The 21,911-nt window shown below is 53.1% G+C and carries 13 protein-coding genes; 11 read left to right on the top strand and 2 right to left on the bottom strand.

The features are described from left to right. Nucleotides 1-417: 417 nt before the first annotated feature. From HRM2_RS19810 to HRM2_RS19765, 10 genes are read left to right on the top strand one after another with little or no spacing between them, the layout of a single operon-like run. Entirely contained in the window at nt 418-1,800 is a 1,383-nt protein-coding gene (locus HRM2_RS19810) for an efflux RND transporter periplasmic adaptor subunit (RefSeq protein WP_015905810.1), read from the top strand. After that, entirely contained in the window at nt 1,800-4,988 is a 3,189-nt protein-coding gene (locus HRM2_RS19805; protein ID WP_015905809.1) for an efflux RND transporter permease subunit, read from the top strand. The genes HRM2_RS19810 and HRM2_RS19805 overlap by 1 nt, the downstream gene beginning before the upstream one ends. Beyond that, entirely contained in the window at nt 4,985-6,445 is a 1,461-nt protein-coding gene (locus HRM2_RS19800; RefSeq protein WP_015905808.1) for an efflux transporter outer membrane subunit, read from the top strand. The genes HRM2_RS19805 and HRM2_RS19800 overlap by 4 nt, the downstream gene beginning before the upstream one ends. 34 nt (nt 6,446-6,479) lie before the next feature. After that, entirely contained in the window at nt 6,480-7,496 is a 1,017-nt protein-coding gene (locus tag HRM2_RS19795) for a universal stress protein (RefSeq protein ID WP_187149287.1), read from the top strand. 43 nt (nt 7,497-7,539) lie between these two features. Further along, nucleotides 7,540-8,778, top strand: a complete 1,239-nt coding sequence (locus HRM2_RS19790) for a hypothetical protein (RefSeq protein ID WP_015905806.1) — start codon at nt 7,540-7,542, stop codon at nt 8,776-8,778. Continuing rightward, nucleotides 8,771-9,346, top strand: a complete 576-nt coding sequence (locus HRM2_RS19785) for a condensin complex protein MksE (RefSeq protein WP_015905805.1) — start codon at nt 8,771-8,773, stop codon at nt 9,344-9,346. Before HRM2_RS19790 ends, HRM2_RS19785 begins: the two co-directional genes overlap by 8 nt. Next, a complete protein-coding gene (locus HRM2_RS19780) occupies nt 9,336-12,137 on the top strand; it encodes an AAA family ATPase (RefSeq protein WP_015905804.1) in 2,802 nt (933 codons plus the stop codon). Before HRM2_RS19785 ends, HRM2_RS19780 begins: the two co-directional genes overlap by 11 nt. 19 nt (nt 12,138-12,156) lie before the next feature. Then, a complete protein-coding gene (locus tag HRM2_RS19775; RefSeq protein ID WP_187149286.1) occupies nt 12,157-13,503 on the top strand; it encodes a TolC family protein in 1,347 nt (448 codons plus the stop codon). A 6-nt stretch (nt 13,504-13,509) separates the two neighbouring features. Further along, nucleotides 13,510-14,616 carry an efflux RND transporter periplasmic adaptor subunit gene (locus HRM2_RS19770; protein WP_015905802.1) on the top strand — a complete coding sequence of 369 codons (1,107 nt, stop codon included), beginning with the start codon at nt 13,510-13,512 and terminating at the stop codon, nt 14,614-14,616. Next, a complete protein-coding gene (locus HRM2_RS19765; protein ID WP_015905801.1) occupies nt 14,613-17,660 on the top strand; it encodes an efflux RND transporter permease subunit in 3,048 nt (1,015 codons plus the stop codon). The genes HRM2_RS19770 and HRM2_RS19765 overlap by 4 nt, the downstream gene beginning before the upstream one ends. 68 nt (nt 17,661-17,728) lie before the next feature. Here HRM2_RS19765 and HRM2_RS19760 read toward each other — a convergent pair whose 3' ends face one another. Beyond that, entirely contained in the window at nt 17,729-19,249 is a 1,521-nt protein-coding gene (locus tag HRM2_RS19760; protein ID WP_015905485.1) for a hypothetical protein, read from the bottom strand. A gap of 408 nt (nt 19,250-19,657) precedes the next feature. On the opposite strand from HRM2_RS19760, the gene HRM2_RS19755 reads away from it, so the two are divergent. Beyond that, the gene (locus HRM2_RS19755; RefSeq protein WP_049770476.1) at nt 19,658-21,373 is read left to right on the top strand and encodes a fatty acyl-AMP ligase; all 1,716 of its coding nucleotides are present in this window, start codon (nt 19,658-19,660) and stop codon (nt 21,371-21,373) included. 137 nt (nt 21,374-21,510) lie between these two features. Here HRM2_RS19755 and HRM2_RS19750 read toward each other — a convergent pair whose 3' ends face one another. Then, nucleotides 21,511-21,894 (bottom strand): response regulator, encoded by a 384-nt coding sequence (locus HRM2_RS19750; RefSeq protein WP_015905799.1) that lies wholly within the window; start codon nt 21,892-21,894, stop codon nt 21,511-21,513. Nucleotides 21,895-21,911: the final 17 nt, after the last annotated feature.

Here is a 21,911-nt window from a genome sequence, read left to right as displayed (position 1 = left end):
CCGATTCGAAGTGAATCTAAAAAACTTGATAATCTAGTTTTAGAAATGGGAAGGGGGCGAATTTGATGAAAAAGGGCGGCGGTTTACGGTCATGTCCATTGACAACTGACCGGGGGTTTGCAAGAATACAGGGTTTAAAATGACAACCCCATGGACCACGGCCGATGGCCTGGGCCGGGAAGGGATCGTGTGGTTGAACTGGCTTGTAAAGAAGGTCATGGTTTAGGACCGCAGATGAAATAATTAGAACAGAAATAGCGCCGACCAATCTATCAAATCTGGTGGTCCATCTACAAGGCAAGTTAAAGGTCCAATCGCAGTCCTGTTTGGCCTTTGATGCGTTGCTGCAGACGGTCCAGAAGGCAATCAATTTCGTTTAAGTTATAAAATTTGCGGTCGTTAATATCTGGAGGCAGTATGATGCAGTTGCATAAAACAATCCATGGAGAGCTTAAAATGAACATCTGGGCAATACTTGTGTCTGTCTGCATTTTTCTGGCAGGCTGCGATGGTCAATCCAAAACGCAACCCCCGGCGTCTGCCCCTGTTCCAGAGGTGTCAACCATAACGGTAAAACCCGGGAAGATCATGCTCACCCAGGAACTGCCGGGCCGCACCTCAGCCTATCGAATGGCCCAGATCCGGCCCCAGGTGAGCGGTATCATCCTCAAACGCCTGTTCAAGGAAGGATCCGATGTCAAGGCCGGCCAGGTGCTCTATGCCATTGATCCTGCACCATTTCAGGCAGAGATAGACCGGGCCACAGCCAACCACCTTGCCCTACTGAAAGCTGCCGACCAGGCAAGGGCCGCCCTCAAGGCCAGTATCGCAGATATTGACCGCCTCAAGGCCACCCTTGAACTTGCCCGGACCAACCGGGATCGATTCGAGGCCTCGTTCAAGGATAAAATCGTATCGGCCATGCAGCGGGACCAGACCGTGACCGAGTTCAAGGTCGCAGCAGCGACCCTGGCAGCAGCCCAGGCCCAGGTGGAAAATCGCCGGGGCGCTGTAGCCGCGGCCGATGCCGCCATTGCCCAGGCAAGAGCTGCAATGGAAACTGCGGGTATCAACCTGGGATACTGCCGGGTTATGGCCCCCATTTCCGGCCGGATCGGCAGATCGTCCGTGACCGAAGGCGCCGTTGTGACGGCCTACCAGGGGGTACCCCTGGCAACCATTCAGCAGCTGGACCCCATTTATGCGGATCTTCCCCAGTCCACCAACCAGCTGCTGCGGTTAAAGAACAGCACCCTCAATGCCACCACACCAGAACAGAACAAGGTTCAGCTGCTGCTGGGGGACAATACCCCATACCCCCAGGAGGGAACCCTCCAGTTCAGTGATGTCACTGTGGATCCCACCACGGGATCGGTTATTCTCAGGGTGGTTGTGCCCAATCCCGACGGCACGCTTCTGCCGGGCATGTTTGTGCGGGCTGTGATCAAGGAAGGGGTGGATGAACAGGCCATTTTAATTCCCCAGCAGGGTGTGGCCCGGGATCCCAGGGGCAATCCCTTTGCCATGATCGTGGATTCCGAGGGCAAAGCAGGCCTTCGCATGCTCACCCTTGACCGGGCCGTGGACGATCAATGGATCGTTGATGCAGGCCTTGCTCCCGGGGATCGGGTTATTGTGGAAGGCCTTTTGATGCTGCGGCCGGGTACCCCGGTCAAGGCGACTGATTTCCATGGGCCCTCCCCGGAAAACGGTGCCATGGGCAGCCACCCGGGATCCCGGCCCGATGCACAGCCCGGCCCGGATGCAAAATCCCAGAAACAGAATAACGGGGGGATGTGATGCTTTCGAAATTTTTCCTGGACAGGCCCGTGTTTGCCTGGGTTATTGCCATCATCATCATGACGGCCGGCGGGCTTGCCATCTATAAAATGCCGATCTCCCAGTATCCGGCCATTGCGCCACCGGCCATTGCCATTGATGCCTTTTATCCCGGGGCCTCGGGAGAAACCGTTGAAAACACCGTGACCCAGATCATCGAACAGAAGATGACGGGCCTGGACGATATGCTGTATCTTTCCGGCACAAGTTCCTCGTCGGGTGCCGCCCGGGTGGAGATGACCTTTGCCCCTGGAACAGATCCTGACGTTGCCTGGTCCAAGGTGCAGAACAAGCTCCAGCTCGCCATGGCAAGCCTTCCCGACGTGGTTCAGCGATCCGGTGTCAAGGTCAGTAAATCCACCCGGAACTACCTGATCATCGTGGGGCTTATTTCAGAAGACAACAGCATGGACGGCAATGATTTAAGGGACTATGCCCAGTCAAACCTGGAAAAAATCCTTACCCGGGTGCCCGGAGTCGGGGAGGTGGAAAATTTTGGTTCCCAGTATGCCATGCGGATCTGGGTCAATCCCGACAGCCTGACAAGTTACAACCTTACCATGGAGGATGTGATTCTGGCCCTCAGCGCCTATAATGTGGAGGTGTCTGCCGGCCAGCTCGGTGGTGCACCTGCCGTTGATGGCCAGCGCATGAATGCCGCCATCATTGTCCAGCACCTGCTCCAGACCCCGGATGAGTTTGCCGCCATTCCCATCCGCACCAACGAGGACGGTTCTGTTGTGCGCGTCAGGGATATCGGCCGCACGGAGCTTGGTACGGAGCGGTCTGATATCGTTGCCAACTATAACGGCAAGGCATCTGCTGGCATGGCCATCCGCCAGGCTGCGGGGGCAAATGCCCTGGATACAGCCAATGCCGTCAAGCAGAAACTAAAGGAGATGAGCCAGTTTTTTCCCCCGGGCATGAAGGTGATCTATCCCTACGACACCACTCCCTTTACCGTGGTGGCCATTGACGAGGTGGTCAAAACCCTGTTCGAGGCCGTTTTCCTGGTGTTCGTCATCATGTACCTGTTCATGGGCAATATCCGGGCCACCCTCATTCCTACCATTGCCGTACCCGTGGTGCTCCTGGGCACCTTTGCCACCCTGGGTTTTTTCGGGTTTTCCATTAACATGCTCACCATGTTTGCCATGGTGCTGGCCATTGGGCTGCTGGTGGACGATGCCATCGTGGTGGTGGAAAATGTGGAGCGCATCATGGCTGAGGAGGGATTATCTCCCCGGGACGCCACGGCAAAATCCATGGATGAAATCACCAGTGCCCTCATCGGCATCGGCCTCGTGCTTTCGGCCGTTTTTGCACCCATGGCCTTTTTTGAAGGGTCAACGGGGGTGCTCTACCGCCAGTTTTCCGTCACTATCATCGCCTCCATGCTGCTTTCAGTCCTCGTGGCCTTGATCCTCACCCCGGTGCTGTGTGTATCATTTCTTAAACCCATACCCATGGGCCATGAACCCTCGGACAATGCCGTGTTCTTCCTGCGGCCTTTTTTCAGGTGGTTTGACAGAACCTTTGTGAAGATCAGGCGGCTGTACGTGGGCCTGGTGAGCCGTTCGTTTACAAGGAAGGTCCGGTACCTGGTTCTCTATCTTTTGATTGTGGCTGTCGTGGGTTTCTTGTTCCAGCGAATGCCTACATCCTATATCCCGGATGAGGACCAGGGTATCATGATGGTCATGGCCATGCTGCCGTCGGGCTCGACCCTGGAGCAGACCAGCCGGGTGATGGACAAGGTCAGGGACCATCTGCTCGACAACGAACAAGAGGCGGTGGAATCCTTAATGTCCGTTGTGGGTATCAGTTTCGGGGGCCAGGGCCAGAACATGGCCCTGGGGTTTGCCAAACTCAAGGACTGGAAACTTCGCCAGCGACCCGACCTCAAGGTCAAGGCCATTGCAGGTCGGGCCATGGGGGAATTCTCCAAGATCAACGAGGGCATGGTCTTTGCCTTTTCTCCACCCCCGGTCATTGAGCTTGGCATGGCCTCGGGATTTGATTTCCAGCTCCAGGACCGTGGGGGTCTGGGCCACGAACAGCTGATGGCGGCCCGGAACCAGCTCCTGGGGCTTGCAGCCCGGGATTCCCGCCTTGTCAGGGTGCGGCCCAACGGCATGCAGGATGTACCTGAATACCGCATTGACGTGGACTGGAACCGTGCCGGTGCCCTGGGGGTTCCCATCAGTTCCATCCACACCACCATTTCCGCAGCCTTTGGCAGTGCCTATGTCAACGATTTTATCCAGGCAGGCAGGGTCAAGAAAGTCTATGCCCAGGCAGACGCCCCCTACCGCATGCTGCCAAAGGATCTGGAAAAACTCTACGTGCGTAACAACGTGGGCAAAATGGTGCCCTTTACCTCGTTTGCCACAGGTCGCTGGAGTCTGGGATCGCCCAAGCTCGAACGCTACAACGCCTTTCCTTCGATCAACATCTGGGGGGAGCCGGCCCCGGGCTACAGCACGGGCGAGGCCATGGCCGCCATGGAGGCCCTTGTGACCAAGCTGCCCCAGGGCATCGGGTTTGACTGGACAGGGCTCTCCTACCAGGAGCGCATGGCCACAGCCCAGGGGCCCATTCTCTACGCCTTTTCGATTTTTGTTATTTTCCTGTGTGTGGCCGCCCTGTACGAAAGCTGGACCATTCCCTTTGTTAATCTCCTGATGCTGCCCCTGGGGGTGTTCGGTGCCATTGCAGCAACCTCCCTGCGGGGGCTTCCCAATGACGTTTATTTCCAGATCGGGTTTCTCACCACCCTTGGTCTTTCCACCAAGAACGCCATCCTGATCATTCAGTTTATCAAAGAACGCCTGGGCCATGGCGACAATCTGATCGATGCGACCCTTGGGGCGGTAAAAACAAGGTTCAGGCCCGTAATGATGACCTCCCTGGCCTTTTTCTTTGGGGTGCTGCCCCTGGCCATTGCATCCGGGGCAGGTGCCGGTGCCATGAACGCCATTGGTACGGCTGTCTGCGGGGGAATGTTGTCGGCCACCTTTATTGATCTGATTTTCATCCCGCTGTTTTTTGTGGTTGTGGCAGGCATGTTCACCCCAAAACCCAAAAAAGAACCCAATACGGATCACCATGAAGAGGTCCTTGAATTACCGGGAGGTACCCTGCGATGAAATCCGTCAACTTCACATTGCGGCCCATGGCCTTTAGATGTCTGACTGTGCTGGCCCTTATCATCCTTTTGGGCGGATGTTCCCTTGCCCCCCGGTATACCCGGCCCCCGGCCCCGGTCCCGGGTCAATGGCCCCAGGGAGCCGCCTATAAAAGCGGCGATGTCCCAGCCTTGCCCCAGGACGTTCAGTCCCTGGCCTGGCAGGCATTCTTCACGGACCCACGGCTTCAACAGGTGATTGAAACTGCCCTTGAAAACAACCGGGATCTTCGCCTTGCGGCGTTGAACCTGGAACGGGTGCGGGGGGTGTACGGCATCCAGCGGGCCGAGTTTTATCCGGTTGTTGATTTTTCAGGATCGGCCAGTAAACTGGGTAGATCCAGGGATCTCATTACCACGTCCTATCCCCGGACCATTGAACAATACACCGTGGACTTTGGCATTGCCGCCTGGGAGATTGATTTTTTTGGTCGCCTGAAAAGCCTCAAGGATCAGGCCCTGGAAGAATATCTGGCCACGGACCAGGCCCGTTCCAGCGCCCAGATTGCCCTCATGGCCGAGGTGGCCAGGACCTATTTCACCCTTGCTGCAGACCAGGAAAACCTTGCCCTTGCCAGGGCCACCCTGGAAAACCAGCAGGCATCATTTGATCTCATCCAGAAGAGCTATAATGCAGGGCTTGTAACCGAAATTGATCTGCACCAGGCCCAGACCCAGGTGGATGCGGCAAAACGAGATGTCCCCCGGTTTACCCAGCTTGTGGCCCAGGATAAAAATGCCCTGACACTGCTGGCCGGTGGCGAGGTGCCAGAGGCGCTGCTGCCGGCAGGCCTTGATGGTATCGCTGCCCTTGAACCCCTGTCCCCGGGGCTGTCTTCGGCCGTGCTGTTGAACCGGCCGGACATTGTTGCTGCGGAACATCGGCTCAAGGGCGCCAATGCCTTTATCGGTGCGGCCCGGGCCACACTTTTTCCCCGCATCTCCCTGACCGGTGCCCTTGGAACGGCAAGCGATGATCTCGCAGGTCTGTTTAAATCAGATTCAAGCACCTGGAACTTCACGCCCCAGATTTCAGTGCCGATTTTTGACGCCAGGGCCTGGGCTGCCCTGGGGGTCAGCAAGACCGATCGCAGGATCATCCTGACCCAGTATGAACGAGCCATACAGACGGCCTTCAGGGAGGTGGCCGATGCCCTTGCCGTCCAGGGCACCATTGACGATCAACTTGCCGCGCAGAAATCCCTTGTGAATTCCGTGGCAGCAACCTATGATCTCTCAGGAAAACGGTATAACATGGGACTCGACAGTTATCTCGGGGTGCTGGATGCCCACCGATCCCTTTATACCCAGCAGCAGGTGCTTATCTCCCTGCGCCTCACAAGGCTTGCCAGTCAGGTGACGCTCTATGCTGTACTTGGCGGCGGCGGCAACCCACCCATGGCCGGTGGTGATCTGTAAGTTTGTCTCGAAAGGCGTGATAATGGAGGAAAAAATGAAAAAAAAATTACTTGTGCTGGTTGACGGCTCTGAACGGTCCATTCACACGGTCAAATATGTCAAGGATTTCATGCCCATTGATGACTCGACACAGATCGTTTTGTTCCATGTGTTTGACAGCAGTCCTGAATGGTACCAGGAGGCGTATCAGGAAGTGTGCCAGGAAGTGCACAAGGAAGTGTACCAGGGGCTGGAGAATCGTCCGGCCGGTGATAAAATGGAAGATGCCTTGAGCCGCTGGGAGTCGGTGGAGCAAAAAAAAATCCTGACCCATCTGAAAAAGGCGAAACAGATCCTGGTCCGGGGCGGGTTCCAGGAACACCAGGTTGAAATCAAATTTCACCATTTGGAAAAAGGGGTGGCCCAGGACATCATCAAGGAGGCAAAAGACGGCTATACTGCCGTGATCCTGAGACGACGGGGTATGGGCAAGTTCAAAAGCATCATCCTTGGCAGTGTTGCCGTGAAGCTTCTGCAGACGTTGACCTTTATCCCCATCATCATCGTGGGACAGACTCCTGCTGTGAAGAAAGTTCTGCTGGCCGTGGATACCTCCCCCTGCTCCATGAAAGCAGTTGATCTCATTGCCCAATGGCTTGGAGGCCATGGCCATGGAGCGGTTATTTTCCATGCCGTCCTGGGCCTTGGGGCGATCAATTTTGAATGTCCGGGAACGGATTTGCCAGTGGACCTGCCCAGCGAGTCCGACACCTCCCGGGTCGCCATGGAAGCCAACTGCATTAACAGCTTTAAATCAAAGATAATGGGGCTGTTCCAGAACATAAGAAAGATCCTTGAGCGATCCGGGTTTAAACCTGAAAATATTTCTGAAAAAATAGCCACGGGCGTACACAGCCGGTCCCAGGCCATTATTGAGCAGGCCGAAAAGAGCGGGTGCGGCACCATTGTTGTCGGGCGACGGGGGCTTTCAAGGGTGGAGGCCTTTTTCATCGGCCGGGTCGGTCACAAGGTGGTTTACGGGGCAACCCATTATACTGTCTGGGTGGTATAGTTGAATCGTTTTGCGAAAAAGATCGGGTAACGGGGGGGGGTAAATGCAGCCAAGGGGGTATTTAACCTTTGTCTCCAGACAATGGAACCTGATCACTGCGTTGTTTGAGCTGAACAAGGAAGGTCCCATTGATCAATATTCGCTGTTACAGGCCATACGCCGTCATGACCCTGAAACAGACGCCTTTTCTTTTATTGAAACCCTGGTGTCCTATACTGTTTTGTCCCAGATCTTTACCAGCCAGACGCTCTATACCCTTGGGGATCTGACCGAACAGATCGTTGAGGACCTGTTGAGCGAACAGCAGCTGGGGCTGTCCGAAAGCATCCGGGTCCATATGAGTCAGTTTGATATGCTGAGCATCCGCCTGACAAAGGCGGTTGAGGCAAGGGACGCTGATGCTTTGTCCAGGGTGATCAAGAAGATCAACAAGCAGACCCAGACCATTAAACGGCAGACCCGCCACGATTACAAGGCCATTGAGAACCTTGTGGCTGAATCAAAGAAAAAAGACACGGCCATTCCCCTGAAACAGCGGTATGCCGATATTCTGGATGCATGGGATCAATACATTGCCCCCATGGGAGAGATGATCGATCCATGGAGCGCCTTTGACCAGAACACAGACAAGGTGATCAACCGGCTTGAAAAGGCCGTGGAAACCCTTGAACGGGGCGGATCCCTGACCGGTGAGCGTGATAAGATCCATATTGCAAAGCAGATGCTCATTGATATGCGCATGACGGTGCTGGGACGGTTCAAGCTGTCACGGGAACTGCTGCAGCCCCTTTACGAGGTTGCCCGGTTAAATTCCCGGGTGACCCGGGGGACCTCCATTGTCCTGGACTATTTGAGGAAAAACAAGTTCCAGAAGATTGAATCCATGGCCACCCTGAACTGGTTTTCCAGGGAACGCTCGCCCCTGATAAGCCATGACCTGGTATTGCTCAAGTATTATGCCGGTTACAAAAATATCAAAGAAAATCCAGCCCCGCCTATTTCCATGCTGAGTGAACAGGACAAGGCGGAACGTTTCTCCAGGATCTCTGTGCCCCTGGACAGGCATTCCATCATCCAGGAGATCCGGTCGGCCCTGCCCATCAAGGATGGCATGCAATGGGCCATTCAACGATACCCGGAATTTTCCACTGGAAAAATTCTGGACATCGTTCTTCTGATGATGACGGAAAAAACATTTCGTGTTAAAAAAAGCCGGACAAAAACCTATCAAACCCCAACCCATGGGATCCATGGGTTCAGTATAAAGGTGGAAAATGCCTGAAACAGATACCCCCCAGACCCAGCCCCGGCTGACCCGGGAATTGTTCCATCACTTCTCCATGGGGTATCATCTGTGCATCGATGATGGTGATCTTTTCACGGAATTGACCACCCATGAGACCTATTATCGAGGGCTTTTCAATACCCTTGGGTTTAACCTGTGTGACGGCGCTTCAGGCATATATTATTTTGAGCCTGGGCCGGAAAAGATCAGTATCAACCGGGTCAGCAAAAAATTTACCGTGTTCATGGCTATTCTCTACGATTTTCTGGCAGACCAGGGAAAAGACCCGGTTTCAGCCATCATCGAACAACGCTTTGTGGTGCCGGAACTGCCCCATTTACAGTTCGACCCCTACCGGAAAGTCCTGGAGCAGGTGGGTATCAATGAAGAAGCTGATCTGCTCCGGACAGTGCAGCAACTCCAGAAGTATGGTTTTTTAGATATGAAAGACAATTACCTGATCATGTTTAAACGATCTGTTTCAAGATTTACCACCCTGTTTTCCGAGGTGGTCGAACCCTTGAAAACAGAGCCCGGACAAGGGGATGACTTTGATGACCGCTAAAATCAGCTACGGCATTCGAAGGCTGGTCCTGTTGAACACAGAGAGTTATTCCCTGGGAGATTTTCCCCTGGACAAACCCCTGTCCATCTCTGCCACCAACAATGTGGGAAAATCCACGGCCATCAATGCCCTTCAGTTTCCTTTTCTGTGCAACTATCGGGACATGGTTTTTCCCAAGGATTACAAACAGACCCTGAAATATTATTTCCCCTATGAAAACAGTTATGTGCTTTCTGAAGTCCTCACGGAAACGGGAACCTTTGTTGTGGGGGCCGCCGGGAAGGGGCCGCTTTCCGGACATGAATACCAGTTGTTTGCCATTAAAAAAGAGTTGAACCTTGAAGATTTCCTGATGGACGCCACCGGGGGGGCAGGAAAAAAAGTCAGAACCCTTGACCAGGTTGAACAGCACCTGGGGCTGGCGGATCACTGGGTCAAACGGCTGAAGCCCAAGCAGATGCAGGATGCCCTCATTGGTAAGGAGATCACCATCCAGGGCAATGAGAAATTTTCAATTGGTGTTTTCAGGCTCAAAAGCATGACCGATAAAAATTATCGTCTGTTCATAAATGTTTTTAAGAATCTTCTCCACATGAATGATTTCAATATGGAAGAAGTTAAGATGTTTTTAATCAATTCCCTGTTGCCCAGCTGGGAGAGCGTTTCCTATGATTTCATGAGTGAATACAAAAACTTCAATGAATCACTGGAACGTGAAAGAGACCGGATAGCGGCCGCAAGAAGCATTGCAAAAGAGGTGCAGGCGCTGGTTCGGTTAAAGGCTGACTGGGATGAAGGGTTTGAATTTCTCTCGTCTGCATTCAGACGAATCGAAGCCGGGTACGAGCGGGAGCGGGAGAAAAAAAAGACAGACCTTGAAAACATGAGGTTTGCCCACGGAGAAATTGAAAATCAGATCAACCGGATAAAAGCTGACAATGAGATTCAAAAGACGGCATATGGCAGGTTTTTCAGCCAGCAGGAAGAACTGGGAAAGCGGTTGGCTAAACTGGAAAGAAAAGCGGCCCATTATGCCCTTTTCCCCGGTGTTGACGTCTGTGTCCAGAAAATTGCCCTGCTGGAGGATCAACGGGACAGCCTGGTTCTTGAGCTTGGAAAATCAACGGTGGATCCGGTTAAGAGAATAGAGCAGAAAATCAAATCCGTTCAAAAAGAGATTGCCGGATTTGAATCCCAGTTAACGAACATTCGATCAAACCTGCTGTTTGTGCTTAAAAAACACTTTGGACCGGAAGATATTCAGATGCTCATGAAGATTCTTAACAAGGATATTTTAACCGCTTTTTCCCTTGAGAACCAGGATCTGTGCATCCACGATGAACCCGGCCTTGTCAGGCAACTGCAGCAGCTTTTGCAGCGGTGTGCCAAGGGGATCTACAATGATGGAAACATACGGATTGATCTGAACCGTGTTGCCTCCGTTGATATTGATGATTATTTCAACCATGACCGGATCAAACAAAACCTGGCGCTCGTTCAAAAAGATAAGGCCGAGCTGGTGAAAACCCTGGATGTTGCAAAGAACTACCAGCAAAAGGAACGAGAGAAGAAAAATCTTGACCTGACCATCCGGGAACAGAGCAACGAGCTTGAGGGCTACAAGGCCTTTTTAAGGGAAAAACAGGAAAAACCCCGGCTTGAAGCACAATTGGCCGAGGCACAAAGCGAGCTGAAACTTGTTGTCGATCGAATGAAGGACAATGAGGATCAGAGTGCGCTGCTGAATAAAAGGATCACAGGCGACCGGTTTGAAATAGAAAAAAGCCAGGCCGCGCTTCTAAAAATGGAGGCTGAACGGCAGCGGGTTTTAATCGTGAAAAACCTTGAAGGCAATACAGCCCTGGACAGGGAACCGGTCCTTGACATGGACGGTATCAACATTGAAACCTTAATCAATGCCTATGTGGTTAAACGAGAGGCGATTTCAGACATTCGAGCCAGAATTGACCAGTGTCTTGTAAACATAGAGCTCAGGGGCGGCAATCGATTTGCCTCAGGCAGGGATATTCCGGCCAGAATCAAAGAATTTGAGGACAATACCAACGAGGAGAGCATAAACAACTATGAAACCGTCCTCAAGAGAAATGAAACAGCTGCCACCCGTCAGCTCGGGGCCATGCTCAAGAATCTGAAAGATCAGTTCCATGAATTTGTATATGAAATCAAACGATTTAACCGGGACATGAACAAACACCAGATTTCCAATATCAATAAAATTGAGTTTGTGGTAGATGAGAACAATAATATTTTAAGCATCATTAACACTTTGATAAACGAAGATTCCATTTTCGGCGGAGACAAAGATATTTACAGGGTTGTGCAGAGATTTAACGAGCTGATCGATAAAAAGGGGGTGAAAATCTCCCTGCCGAACCTTTTCAACCTTGGTATTCTGGTTCAGCTTGAAAACGGTAAAGAAGTAAAAAGTTTTGGAAGTACCAGTATCCAGTCAACGGGCACAGACCTTACCGTAAAGGTTGTCCTGAATGTCATGCTGCTCAGTCGGATCCTGCACGTCAAACAGAACCAGATGCTCAACATCCCAGCCTACATTGATGAAGCCGGTCAAATTGACCCTGAGAATCAGCAGACCCTTATCGATCAATGTGCAAAGGCTGGATTTGTCCCCATCTTTGCATCGGTTGAGGCCCAGTCCACGGCTGAATACTGGATTGGGTTAAGGCAGGTTAACGGCAAAATTCTGGTTGAACAGGATGACTGGTACCGCCTTACGGCAAAACCCCTGGAAGCGACGACAGCTTCCTGTTAAAAATGAGATGAAATACCCCATGAAACATATTTGCACCATTGTTCTTGCCGTTCTGGTCTTTGCCCTGGGCACTACCTGCCCGGCCGTGGCCGACAGCCCCCCGGAATTGACTGCAGACCGGGCCGTTGAAATCGCCATGGAAAATAGCCTGTCCCGTAAACTTGCCACAGCTGATGTGGACATGGCCCAGGACCGGGTGGGTCAGGCCCTTTCGGCATTCGGCCCCGTGGTGACCCTTGACGGTGGCATCTACCGCTACGACGATCAGCCTTCCCTGGTGCAATTGGAAGAGGGGCTGGTCCAGCTGAACAACGCCCTGTCCGCCTTGACATCGGGCCAGATTTCGACGTTGGACATGCCAGATGACAGCCGTACCTATTACGGCATGGCCGTGGAACTGACCCAGCCGGTTTACACGGGTGGCCGGCTGACTGCCGTTAAAAAAATGGCCGAGGCCGGGCGGGACAGTGCAAGGCATGACCTGAAAACAGCGGACCAGGACCTGGCCCTGGCCGTTAAAAAGGCATATTTCACGGTTCTGCTTACCCGGCAGATGACCCGTGCCCTGGACGATGCAGTGGCCAGCATGGTGATCCACGTAAACGAGGCCGAAGCCTATCACCTCATGGAAACCGTGCCCCGGCTGGACGTACTCCGGGCCAGGGAAAAACTGGCCGACCTGAAACAGCAGCAACTCCTTGCAACCAACAATTTCGCCCTTGCCAGAACCGCCCTCAACTTTACCATGGGGGTGGATCTTTCCACCCGGTACACCTTTGGAGGGCAGCCACCCCTGGGATCGTTGCCGGGCAGCCTTGATGCCCTGGTACAAGAGGCCCTGGCCCGCCGTCCTGAGCTTGCTGCCATGGATGCCAAAATCCGCATGGCCGAAGATCAGGTGGCCCTGGCCCGCAGTGGCCATCTGCCCACCGTGGCCCTGGTGGGCAGCGCCCACAAGTTTGAACCTGAAAACCAGGACCCGTCCGCCGAGATCGGGCTTGTGGCCAGTCTTAAACTCTACGACCACGGCATGGTCAGCCATTCCGTGGCCCTGGCCCGCCATGAACTTCAAAAGGCCAAAACCGCCCGGACCCAGATTGAACGGGGCATCCGCCTGAAAGTGGAACAAGCTTTCCGCAATGCCCAGGCCGCCAGGGAATCCGTCCAGGTGGCCCAGAGCTCCCTTGTCACGGCCAAAGAAACCCTGGAGGCCGCCCGGACCCGGTACCAGGTGGGCCTGAGCACCTCCCTTGAACGACTGGACGCCGAGGTCTCCCTGACCCGGGCCAGAACCAACCATATCCGTGCCCTGAGCATGTACAATATATCCGTTTCTGAACTGGAACGGGCCCTTGGAAAGGAGTAGACCACCGTGTATCGATTTCCCCGAATTTCCTTTGTTTCAGGAAGTATCCTCCTGCTGCTGGTGCAGCTCTTTGCTGCCGGGTGCGACAATCCCCTGAAAAAAACCGATGCAGTGGCACCTGCCCTTCCTCCCCTGGTCAGTGCCATGACCGTGGGCAGCCTCCTGGAGGACCCGTCCCATGTCTATTCCGGGGAGGTGCATGGCCGTTTTGAAACCGGCCTGGCCTTTCGGATTCCGGGCAAAGTGATTGCCCGCCACGTGGATGCGGGAAGCGTGGTCAAAGCAGGAACTGTCCTGATGCAGGTGGACCCCAGCGATGTCCAGCAGGCAGTTAACGCCAGCCGTGCCCAGCTTGCCGCGGCCCGGTCCCAGTTTACACTGGCATCGGATCAGCTCGGGCGGTTCAAGGCCCTGTATGAACGGGATTTCATGAGCAAGGCAGAACTTGATCGGTACCAGAACGCCCACGACTCGGCCCAGTCCCTTGTAAAACAGGCCAGGGCCCAGTATACCCAGGCCTCCAATCAGCTTGCCTATTGCAATCTTGTGGCGGAAACCCCGGGTGTGGTCCTGGACGTTCGGGCTGAACAGGGTCAGGTGGTGGGGGCAGGGCAGCCCGTGGTGATCATGGCCCGGGGAGACGAAAAGGAAGTAGAAATTGATATCCCGGAAAACCGGATTGCGGACTTTGCCGGGGACACCCGTTTCAAGGTGACCTTCTGGGCACTGGAAAAGGTTGAGGTCCAGGGCCGGGCCCGGGTGATTTCCCCCGTGGCCGACCCCATCACCCGGACCTACAAGGCAAGAATCACCCTGGTCAGTCCCCCAGCAGGGGTCAGGCTGGGCATGACCGCCTCGGTTCTCCAGGACGAATCCGTCCCTAGCAGGCTCCTGATTCCCCTTTCAGCCGTTTACCAGACAGGAGAAGATCCAACGGTCTGGGTCATCCAGGATGACCGGGTGACACAGCGGCAGGTGGTGCTGGGAGGTATGGACGGCCGAGACCGGATAGCGGTCATCAAGGGTCTTGAACCAGGTGATAAAATTGTCACCGCAGGTGTGCACAAGCTGTCCGGCAACGAGAAAGTTCGGGTCAAAGAGGATGTTAGATGAAACATTTCAACCTGACAGAGTGGTCCCTCAACCACCGGCAGCTGATCTGGTTCTTCATCATTCTGTCTGCCGTTGCAGGTGCCTTTGCCTATGAGCAGATGGGTCGCATGGAGGATCCGGACTTCACCATCCGGGAGATGATCGTGGCCGTGGGATGGCCCGGGGCCTCGGCTGCCCAGATGGAGCAGCAGATCACGGACAAGGTTGAAAAGCGCCTCCAGGACACCCCGGGGCTGGACTATCTGGTAAGCTATTCCCGGCCCCAGCAGTCGGTCATCTTTGTGCATCTCAAGGAGCCCATCCATCCGGACGAGATCCGCCCCACCTGGCTTGAGGTCCGCAACATGGTCAATAACATGCGGGATGAGCTGCCCGAAGGGATCCGCGGTCCCTATTTTAATGACCGGTTTGACGATGTCTACGGCAATGTCTACGCCCTGACCTCGGACGGATTTTCCTACGAAGAGATGCGGGTGCAGGCCGAAAAGATCCGCCAGATCCTGCTTCGCATGGGCAGCGTCAAAAAGGTTGAGCTGATCGGGGTGCAGCCCGAAAAGATATTCATCGAAATGGACAGCCGGAAACTTGCCCGTCTGGGTATTGATCCTTTGCTTGCGGCAGCCCTGATCAAAAAGCAGAACACCCTGACACCGTCGGGCATGATTGAAACTGCAGACGACAACGTGTTTCTGCGCGTCACAGGGCTTTTCAACGATCTTTCCTCCCTGGAAAACCTGCCCATCCGTGTCCTTGACCGGACCTTCCGCCTGGGTGATATGGCAAAAATCCGGCGGGCCTACGTTGACCCGCCCGATCCCAAAATGTTCTTTAACGGAACACCCGCCATTGGCATTGCCGTGTCCATGGAAAAGGGCGGCAACGTCCTTAAACTGGGGCAACTCCTTGACGAGACCCTGGCCGACATCACCCGGGAGCTGCCCCTGGGCCTTTCCATCCACCAGGTGGCCAACCAGCCCCGGGTGGTCAAGGACTCCATTAACCAGTTCGTGAAAACCCTGGCCGAGGCCATTGCCATCATCCTTGTGGTCAGTTTCCTGAGCCTGGGCCTGCGCTCGGGGCTGGTGGTGGCGCTGTGCATCCCCCTGGTGGTGGCTGCCACCTTACTTGCCATGAAAATGGCCGGCATTGATCTTCACCGGGTCTCGTTGGGCGCCCTGATCGTCTCCCTGGGACTGTTGGTGGATGACGCCATCATTGCCGTGGAGATGATGTCCGTGAAGCTCGAACAGGGTTGGGAAAGGGTCAAGGCTGCGGCCTTTGCCTATAAGGTCACTGCTTTTCCCATGCTGGCCGGCACCCTGATCACCTGTGCCGGATTCACCCCCATCGGTTTTTCCAAGGGCATGTCATCGGAGTTCTGCAAGAGCATCTTCCCGGTCATTACCCTCTCTCTGCTCATCTCGTGGGTGGTGTCGGTCATGGTTACACCCATGTTCGGTTATTACCTGATTAAACCAAAACGCGCTGTAGCAAAGGATCCTGAAGACATTTACGACAAGGCCTTTTACCGGGGGTTTAAACGGGTTCTGGTCAAGTGTCTGGACCACAAAACCATTGTGCTTGTCCTGACCCTGGCCCTGTTCGGGTACAGCATATATGCATTCAAGTTCGTGGAACACGAATTTTTTCCCAACTCTGTCCGCCCGGAGCTGATCGTGGATTTGACGCTTCCCGAAGGGTCGTCGATCAAAGCCACGGAACGCCAGGCACAGGCCTTTGCCCGGGCCATAGGGACAAGTCCCCACATTGACCATTTTGCCAGTTACGTGGGATTCGGTGCCCCCAGGTTTATTCTTGCCTTTGACCCGGTCCAGCCCCGGTCCAACTTTGCCCAGTTCGTCATTGTGGCCAAAGGCCTGGACCAGAGACAACAGCTTGAAGAGGACATCTCCGAGATTCTTGACACCTCGTTTCCCATGGTGCGTGGTCATTTAAAGACCCTGCAGCTCGGCCCGCCCGAGCCTTACCCTGTCATGCTCAGGGTTTCAGGCCCGGACTATGGCAAGGTGAGAGCAATTGCACAAAAGGTGGGCCAGGTGATGACGGCAAACCCCCTTCTTCGCAACGTCAACTTTAACTGGTACGAAAAGACCAAGATGCTGCGCCTGGCCGTAGACCAGGACAAGGCAAGGCTCCTGGGGATCAACAGCACGGATCTTGCCCTGGCCATCCAGGCCCAGATTTCGGGTATCCCCGTGAGTCAGTTCCGGCAGGGGGACAAAACTGTTGAGATCGATCTGCGTTTGGACGCGGCAGACCGCCGGTCGATTTCGGACATCAAAACCCTGCCCATCCATATCGGCAAAGGTCGCACCATTCCCCTGGAGCAGATCGCCGTCATCGGCTTTGACACGGAAGAGGGGCTGATCTGGCGACGCAACCTCACCCCCACCATCACGGTCCAGGCCGAAACCGTTGCCGGCGCCACGGGCAACGACGAAACCCTGGTCGTTTACTCGGCTCTTAAACAGGTGAGGGACAACCTTGCCCCGGGCTATCGCATCGACATCGGCGGCATTGCCGAACGCAGCAGCCAGGCCACGGCCTATATCCTTGCCATGGCCCCGGCCATGTTCATGATCATCGTCATCATTCTGATGATCCAGCTCCAGAATATCTCGAGCGTGATTCTGACGCTGTTGACGGCGCCCCTGGGCATCATTGGGGTCATTGCCGCGCTTCTGACCTTTCACATGCCCATGGGATTTCTGGCCCAGCTGGGCATTCTGGCCCTGTCCGGCATTATTATCCGTAACTCGGTCATCCTCATGGACCAGATCCACCGGCAACTTGAGGCCGGAGAAACCCGTTACCACGCCGTCATCAACGCGGCCGTGCTGCGCTTTCGACCCATCATGCTCACGGCTGCGGCTGCCATCCTCGGGATGCTGCCCCTGGCCCTGGACAAATTCTGGGCCCCCATGGCCGTATCCATCGGCGGCGGGTTGTTCGGTGCCACCATCCTGACCCTTCTGGTGCTGCCCTGCATGTATGCGGCCTGGTACCGGGTCAAGGCCGAGTGAGATTTACCGTTGAAATTCGGATCATTTAGTTTCTTATCTCTGATTTTCTTGTTTTTATGGCAAAAAAATCATGCTGTTTCATCATAACTCTTTGCTAATTCAGGAATTATTACCATGGTTTTCAATTTCATTCCCATGGTGATTACCTGACTGCCAAATCGTGTCAAATAGTATTTGTAAGTGTGGGCTATTTTTTTAATCATACCGTGAGTATGCAATCTTTTTAAAATTCTTGAAATTTGGCTGCTTGAGTAAGATCCAAGCTTTAATCGAATATTTCTGTTTTGAAATCCACTGATTGTAAATTCTCCAGATATTAATGAGTGTAATATCTTCATGTCATCCTCACTGAAGAAATTGAATCCTCTAAACGGCCGATCATTCTTGACAACGGTCTTTGAAACTTTTTTTAGTTTTTTAATCCCAGCACTTGGATCAACAATATCTGAGATGAATTTAAGGAACCGATTGTTGGCATTAAACAGTATTCTGGTTAAAGGCCCCAGGCTATATAAACCTTTCTTCAGAGGTGCCAATTTCATTGAAGTTGTTCCATCACGATGTTCTACCTCACGGTAGTGTTTAAAGAAAGAGACATTATTTGTGGTCGTTTCTATTCTGAGAATAATGCCGTATTTATCATACATTTTTATCGAATTTGCACCCATTTTGAATTTGACGCATGTTCCCTCTATCCTTGTCGAAAAGTTATTACCCACCTCATCTTGATATAATGGATGGAGCTTTTTTCCAAGAAAAGTAGCTATATTTTCGGGTTTAACAGAGTGAATAGCAGTTCTAGTTAAATTTTCATAAATCAGTTTTAAGTCTTCCTGACGTTTAAAAACAATGTCTGTCGCATACTCGACCTGCATAATACTCCAATGGTAACTCAAGGGGAAATGCTTGACAGCCGGACAATAAAGGCTTGCAAATCCATCGAGTTTCTCATGAATGTGCTTTATGTTTAGATCGTTACTTAATTTTTGAGCAGATTCAAATGACTCCGTTTGAAAAATTGCATTGTCCCGTATTACACTTTGAATACCTTCTTTTCTCATGGCAGAATTGAGGGCATTATGCCCATTGAAATATATTTGTAATCTAAACGGGCACCATGTAGGGACCCGGATATAGCAAAGCCCCAAATCTTCATCGATCAAATAAAAATAATAATGTAAACATTTTCCCTGGGTTCCTTTCAGGTAGGTTTTCCCAGTTTTTTTATTATGCCAGGGTCTATAGGAAGGACAAGCCTCCATAGCGGAAAGGATATGAACAAGGCCAGGATGATCACCACGTTCATTAATGACCTTTTCAATTATTTTTTCTTTGCGAACGTTTCTTTTGCGAACAAATTCAATTTCAAGGCCATTCTTTGAAGCAACGTCTTCAGCATTGTTTCGAATTTCGTCTTTAAAAGGGGCTGCAAATTTTGGATAATCAAAAATTCTGATTTTCTTCATGTAGAGATAACTTGTCATCCCAGCAGCAAAGCAGATTCCAGGAATTGTACCTTGAATAATAATGCGGTCATAACAGTGCAAAACGCCAGATATTTGATCGGAATATCTTTCAGTCAGTAACATAATTAACCTCCTTTAACATCTGCATATTTTGGAAATTATTATACTACGTATTTGGAATCATAGAAACTTTTTGAACCTGCGAGGTTAGTTTTCTGACTGGAACCATAAATTTTAAAATACGACAGCAGAGGTGAACGGAAACAGGTATCTCCCGAAGCGGGTTAAATGGCAGCGGTCAGCATGGACGCTGAAAGAGCTGCCATTTCCCTCGCAGCAGCCCATGGACGGGCTGCGAGAATGAGCGTAGGGTATACCTGTTTTCGTTCACCGGACTTATACTATTTTCATATGAATAAGGTTAACCGCACTGGCCAACCCTTTTTGGTTCTGGCTCGTCCAGGTTAGGTATAGGACGGATAAAATATAAATTTTACGACATTCAGATGAAAGGGGGCATCTTTGATACACATGACAATTGTAGACTTTCTGGCGGACCGGGCAGTTAGAAATGCAGACAACCTGGCGTTCAGATTCATGGAAAACGGTGATATAGACGGTCCCGTTCAGGAATGGTCCTTTGCCGAGCTCTATGCGCGCAGCGCCGGTGTCGCCAAAGACCTCACTGACCAGGGATTATCCGGTACCAGCGTCCTCCTGGCCTTTCCCCCGGGCCTTGATTTTGTCAAAGCATTTTACGGCTGTCTGCTGGCTGGCATCAGGGCCGTGCCGGTTCCCCTGCCCAACCCCAGGAGTAAAAATCCTTTGGCCCGTATACTCAATACCGCCAAGATCAGCGGTGCACCTGTGGTGCTTACCACCGGGCCTTTTGCCGACATGGCCAAAAGCCTGGGCAACCTGCCGGTGGATTTCCAGGCCGTCACCCAGGAGGCTGCATCGGATTTCAAAGGCCCCAGACCCGGAATGGATCAGATCGCCTACCTTCAGTTTACATCCGGATCCACCGGATATCCCAAGGGGGTTGCCATCAGCCATGGCAATGCCGTGGCCAACCTGCGGGTCATGGGACAGATGCTGAGAATGGATTCCACCAAACCCGCCATTGTATGGGCACCCCACTACCATGATCTGTGTCTGGTCTGCGACATCCTGGGTCCGGTTTTTTTCGGCTATGAATCCACCATCATGTCCCCCATGGATTTTTTAATGAAACCGGTCCGGTGGCTTAAGGCCATCAGCCACTATAAAATCGCCAACTCCGCCTGCCCCAATTTCGGGTATGCCTATTCTGTCCGGCGCATCACGGCCGAAGAATGCCAGGGGTTGGACCTGAGCTCCTGGGAAACGGCAGGCAACGGTGGAGAACCGGTGCTGCCCGAGACCCTGGCCGCCTTTAATGAAAAATTCGGTCCCTTGGGTTTCCGGCCCCAGACCTTTATGCCCTGTTACGGAATGGCCGAATCCGTCCTCTTTGTGGGGGGGCTGAAACCCCAGTCCCAGCCGCCCAAAGTGCTTTGCTTAAGTGCTGAAGCCCTTGAAACCCACCAGGTCCGTCTCCTGGATGAAAATGCACCGGGCGCACGAAAAATTGTCGGCTGCGGCGGCCCCGGAGGTGACCATAAAATCATTGCGGTGGATCCGGAAACCCTCACAGCTGCCAGGCCGGATCAGGTGGGAGAACTCTGGATCAAAGGTCCCAGTGTACCCGAACGTTACTGGGGGCTGGAAAAAGAATCCGAGGAAACCTTTGGCGCCCGCCTTGCTGACACCGGCGAAGGGCCGTTCCTGCGCACCGGCGACCTGGGTTTTGTCATGGATGGTGACGCCTATATCACAGGCCGCCTTAAGGATCTGATCATCATTGCAGGCAAAAATCACTATCCCGGCGATATCGAATTCACCGTGCAGAACTCCGGTGCCCCGGTCCGCCTGGGAGCTTGCATTGCCGTATCCAGACCCAGCGATGACGGCGGCGAAGAACTGGCCGTTATTGCCGAGGTCGACGACCGCAAAATCCCGGAAACGCCGGACGCCCAATTCTGGCCTTCTGCCGTACGTACCCTCCAGGGAGCGGTTACCGAAGGCCACGGCCTCTCTGCCAAAACCGTGGTATTTGTGGAGACCCGCAGTCTTGAAAAGACCTCCTCCGGCAAACCCCGGCGCCGGCACTACCAGGAACGCCTCCTTCAGGGGAAGCTGGCCGTGGTCTATAAAAAAGGACTGTAAAAAAATAACAACCCCTGCTTGACCGTGATAAAGAGTCCTTGGAAATTTGGATTTTTGGCGACTTCTTCAATATAATCCATGATATCGTGGATTATCTGGCTTTCACCGATAAATTTGAGCTGGTTTTCCTGAAGCGGCTAGACCTTTTTTTGCAGGCGTATGGTTTCCAGGGCTTTGGCGATGGTCACCTCAAGCCTCTCCATGTGAATGGGCTTGATAATATAATCATAGGCGCCGTGTTCCATGCACTCGATAACGGAATTGGCATCTTCATAGGCCGTGATCATGATCACCAGAAGCCCGGGGGCGACAGCCTTGAGTTTTTTCAGGGCCTGGATGCCGTTCATGCCGGGCAGGCCAATGTCCATGAGAACCAGGTCCGGGTTATGGGACTGCAGGTTGTCAAGGGCGTCTTCAGCAGTTTTAAAGGTGTGCAGGTGATAGTCTTCACCGATGTCGGCAACAATGCCCTCACGGATTGTTTGTTCATCATCAACGATAAACAGGGTATAATCTAACATGGTATTTCCTCAGGTCC

The organism is Desulforapulum autotrophicum HRM2 (genome assembly GCF_000020365.1).
In the GTDB taxonomy this organism is placed as follows: Bacteria; Desulfobacterota; Desulfobacteria; order Desulfobacterales; family Desulfobacteraceae; genus Desulforapulum; species Desulforapulum autotrophicum.
The sequence above is the reverse complement of the archived record's forward strand: the minus strand, read 5'-3'. Positions and strand labels throughout refer to the sequence as shown.

Excerpts from the sequence above, each read along its gene's own strand:
- HRM2_RS19750 (WP_015905799.1), bottom strand. The coding sequence starts at position 21,894 with ATGTTAGATTATACCCTGTTTATCGTTGATGATGAACAAACAATCCGT.
- HRM2_RS19790 (WP_015905806.1), top strand. The coding sequence starts at position 7,540 with ATGCAGCCAAGGGGGTATTTAACCTTTGTCTCCAGACAATGGAACCTG.
- HRM2_RS19765 (WP_015905801.1), top strand. The coding sequence starts at position 14,613 with ATGAAACATTTCAACCTGACAGAGTGGTCCCTCAACCACCGGCAGCTG.
- HRM2_RS19810 (WP_015905810.1), top strand. The coding sequence starts at position 418 with ATGATGCAGTTGCATAAAACAATCCATGGAGAGCTTAAAATGAACATC.
- HRM2_RS19805 (WP_015905809.1), top strand. The coding sequence starts at position 1,800 with ATGCTTTCGAAATTTTTCCTGGACAGGCCCGTGTTTGCCTGGGTTATT.
- HRM2_RS19760 (WP_015905485.1), bottom strand. The coding sequence starts at position 19,249 with ATGTTACTGACTGAAAGATATTCCGATCAAATATCTGGCGTTTTGCAC.
- HRM2_RS19785 (WP_015905805.1), top strand. The coding sequence starts at position 8,771 with ATGCCTGAAACAGATACCCCCCAGACCCAGCCCCGGCTGACCCGGGAA.
- HRM2_RS19795 (WP_187149287.1), top strand. The coding sequence starts at position 6,480 with ATGAAAAAAAAATTACTTGTGCTGGTTGACGGCTCTGAACGGTCCATT.
- HRM2_RS19800 (WP_015905808.1), top strand. The coding sequence starts at position 4,985 with ATGAAATCCGTCAACTTCACATTGCGGCCCATGGCCTTTAGATGTCTG.
- HRM2_RS19775 (WP_187149286.1), top strand. The coding sequence starts at position 12,157 with ATGAAACATATTTGCACCATTGTTCTTGCCGTTCTGGTCTTTGCCCTG.
- HRM2_RS19755 (WP_049770476.1), top strand. The coding sequence starts at position 19,658 with ATGACAATTGTAGACTTTCTGGCGGACCGGGCAGTTAGAAATGCAGAC.
- HRM2_RS19780 (WP_015905804.1), top strand. The coding sequence starts at position 9,336 with ATGACCGCTAAAATCAGCTACGGCATTCGAAGGCTGGTCCTGTTGAAC.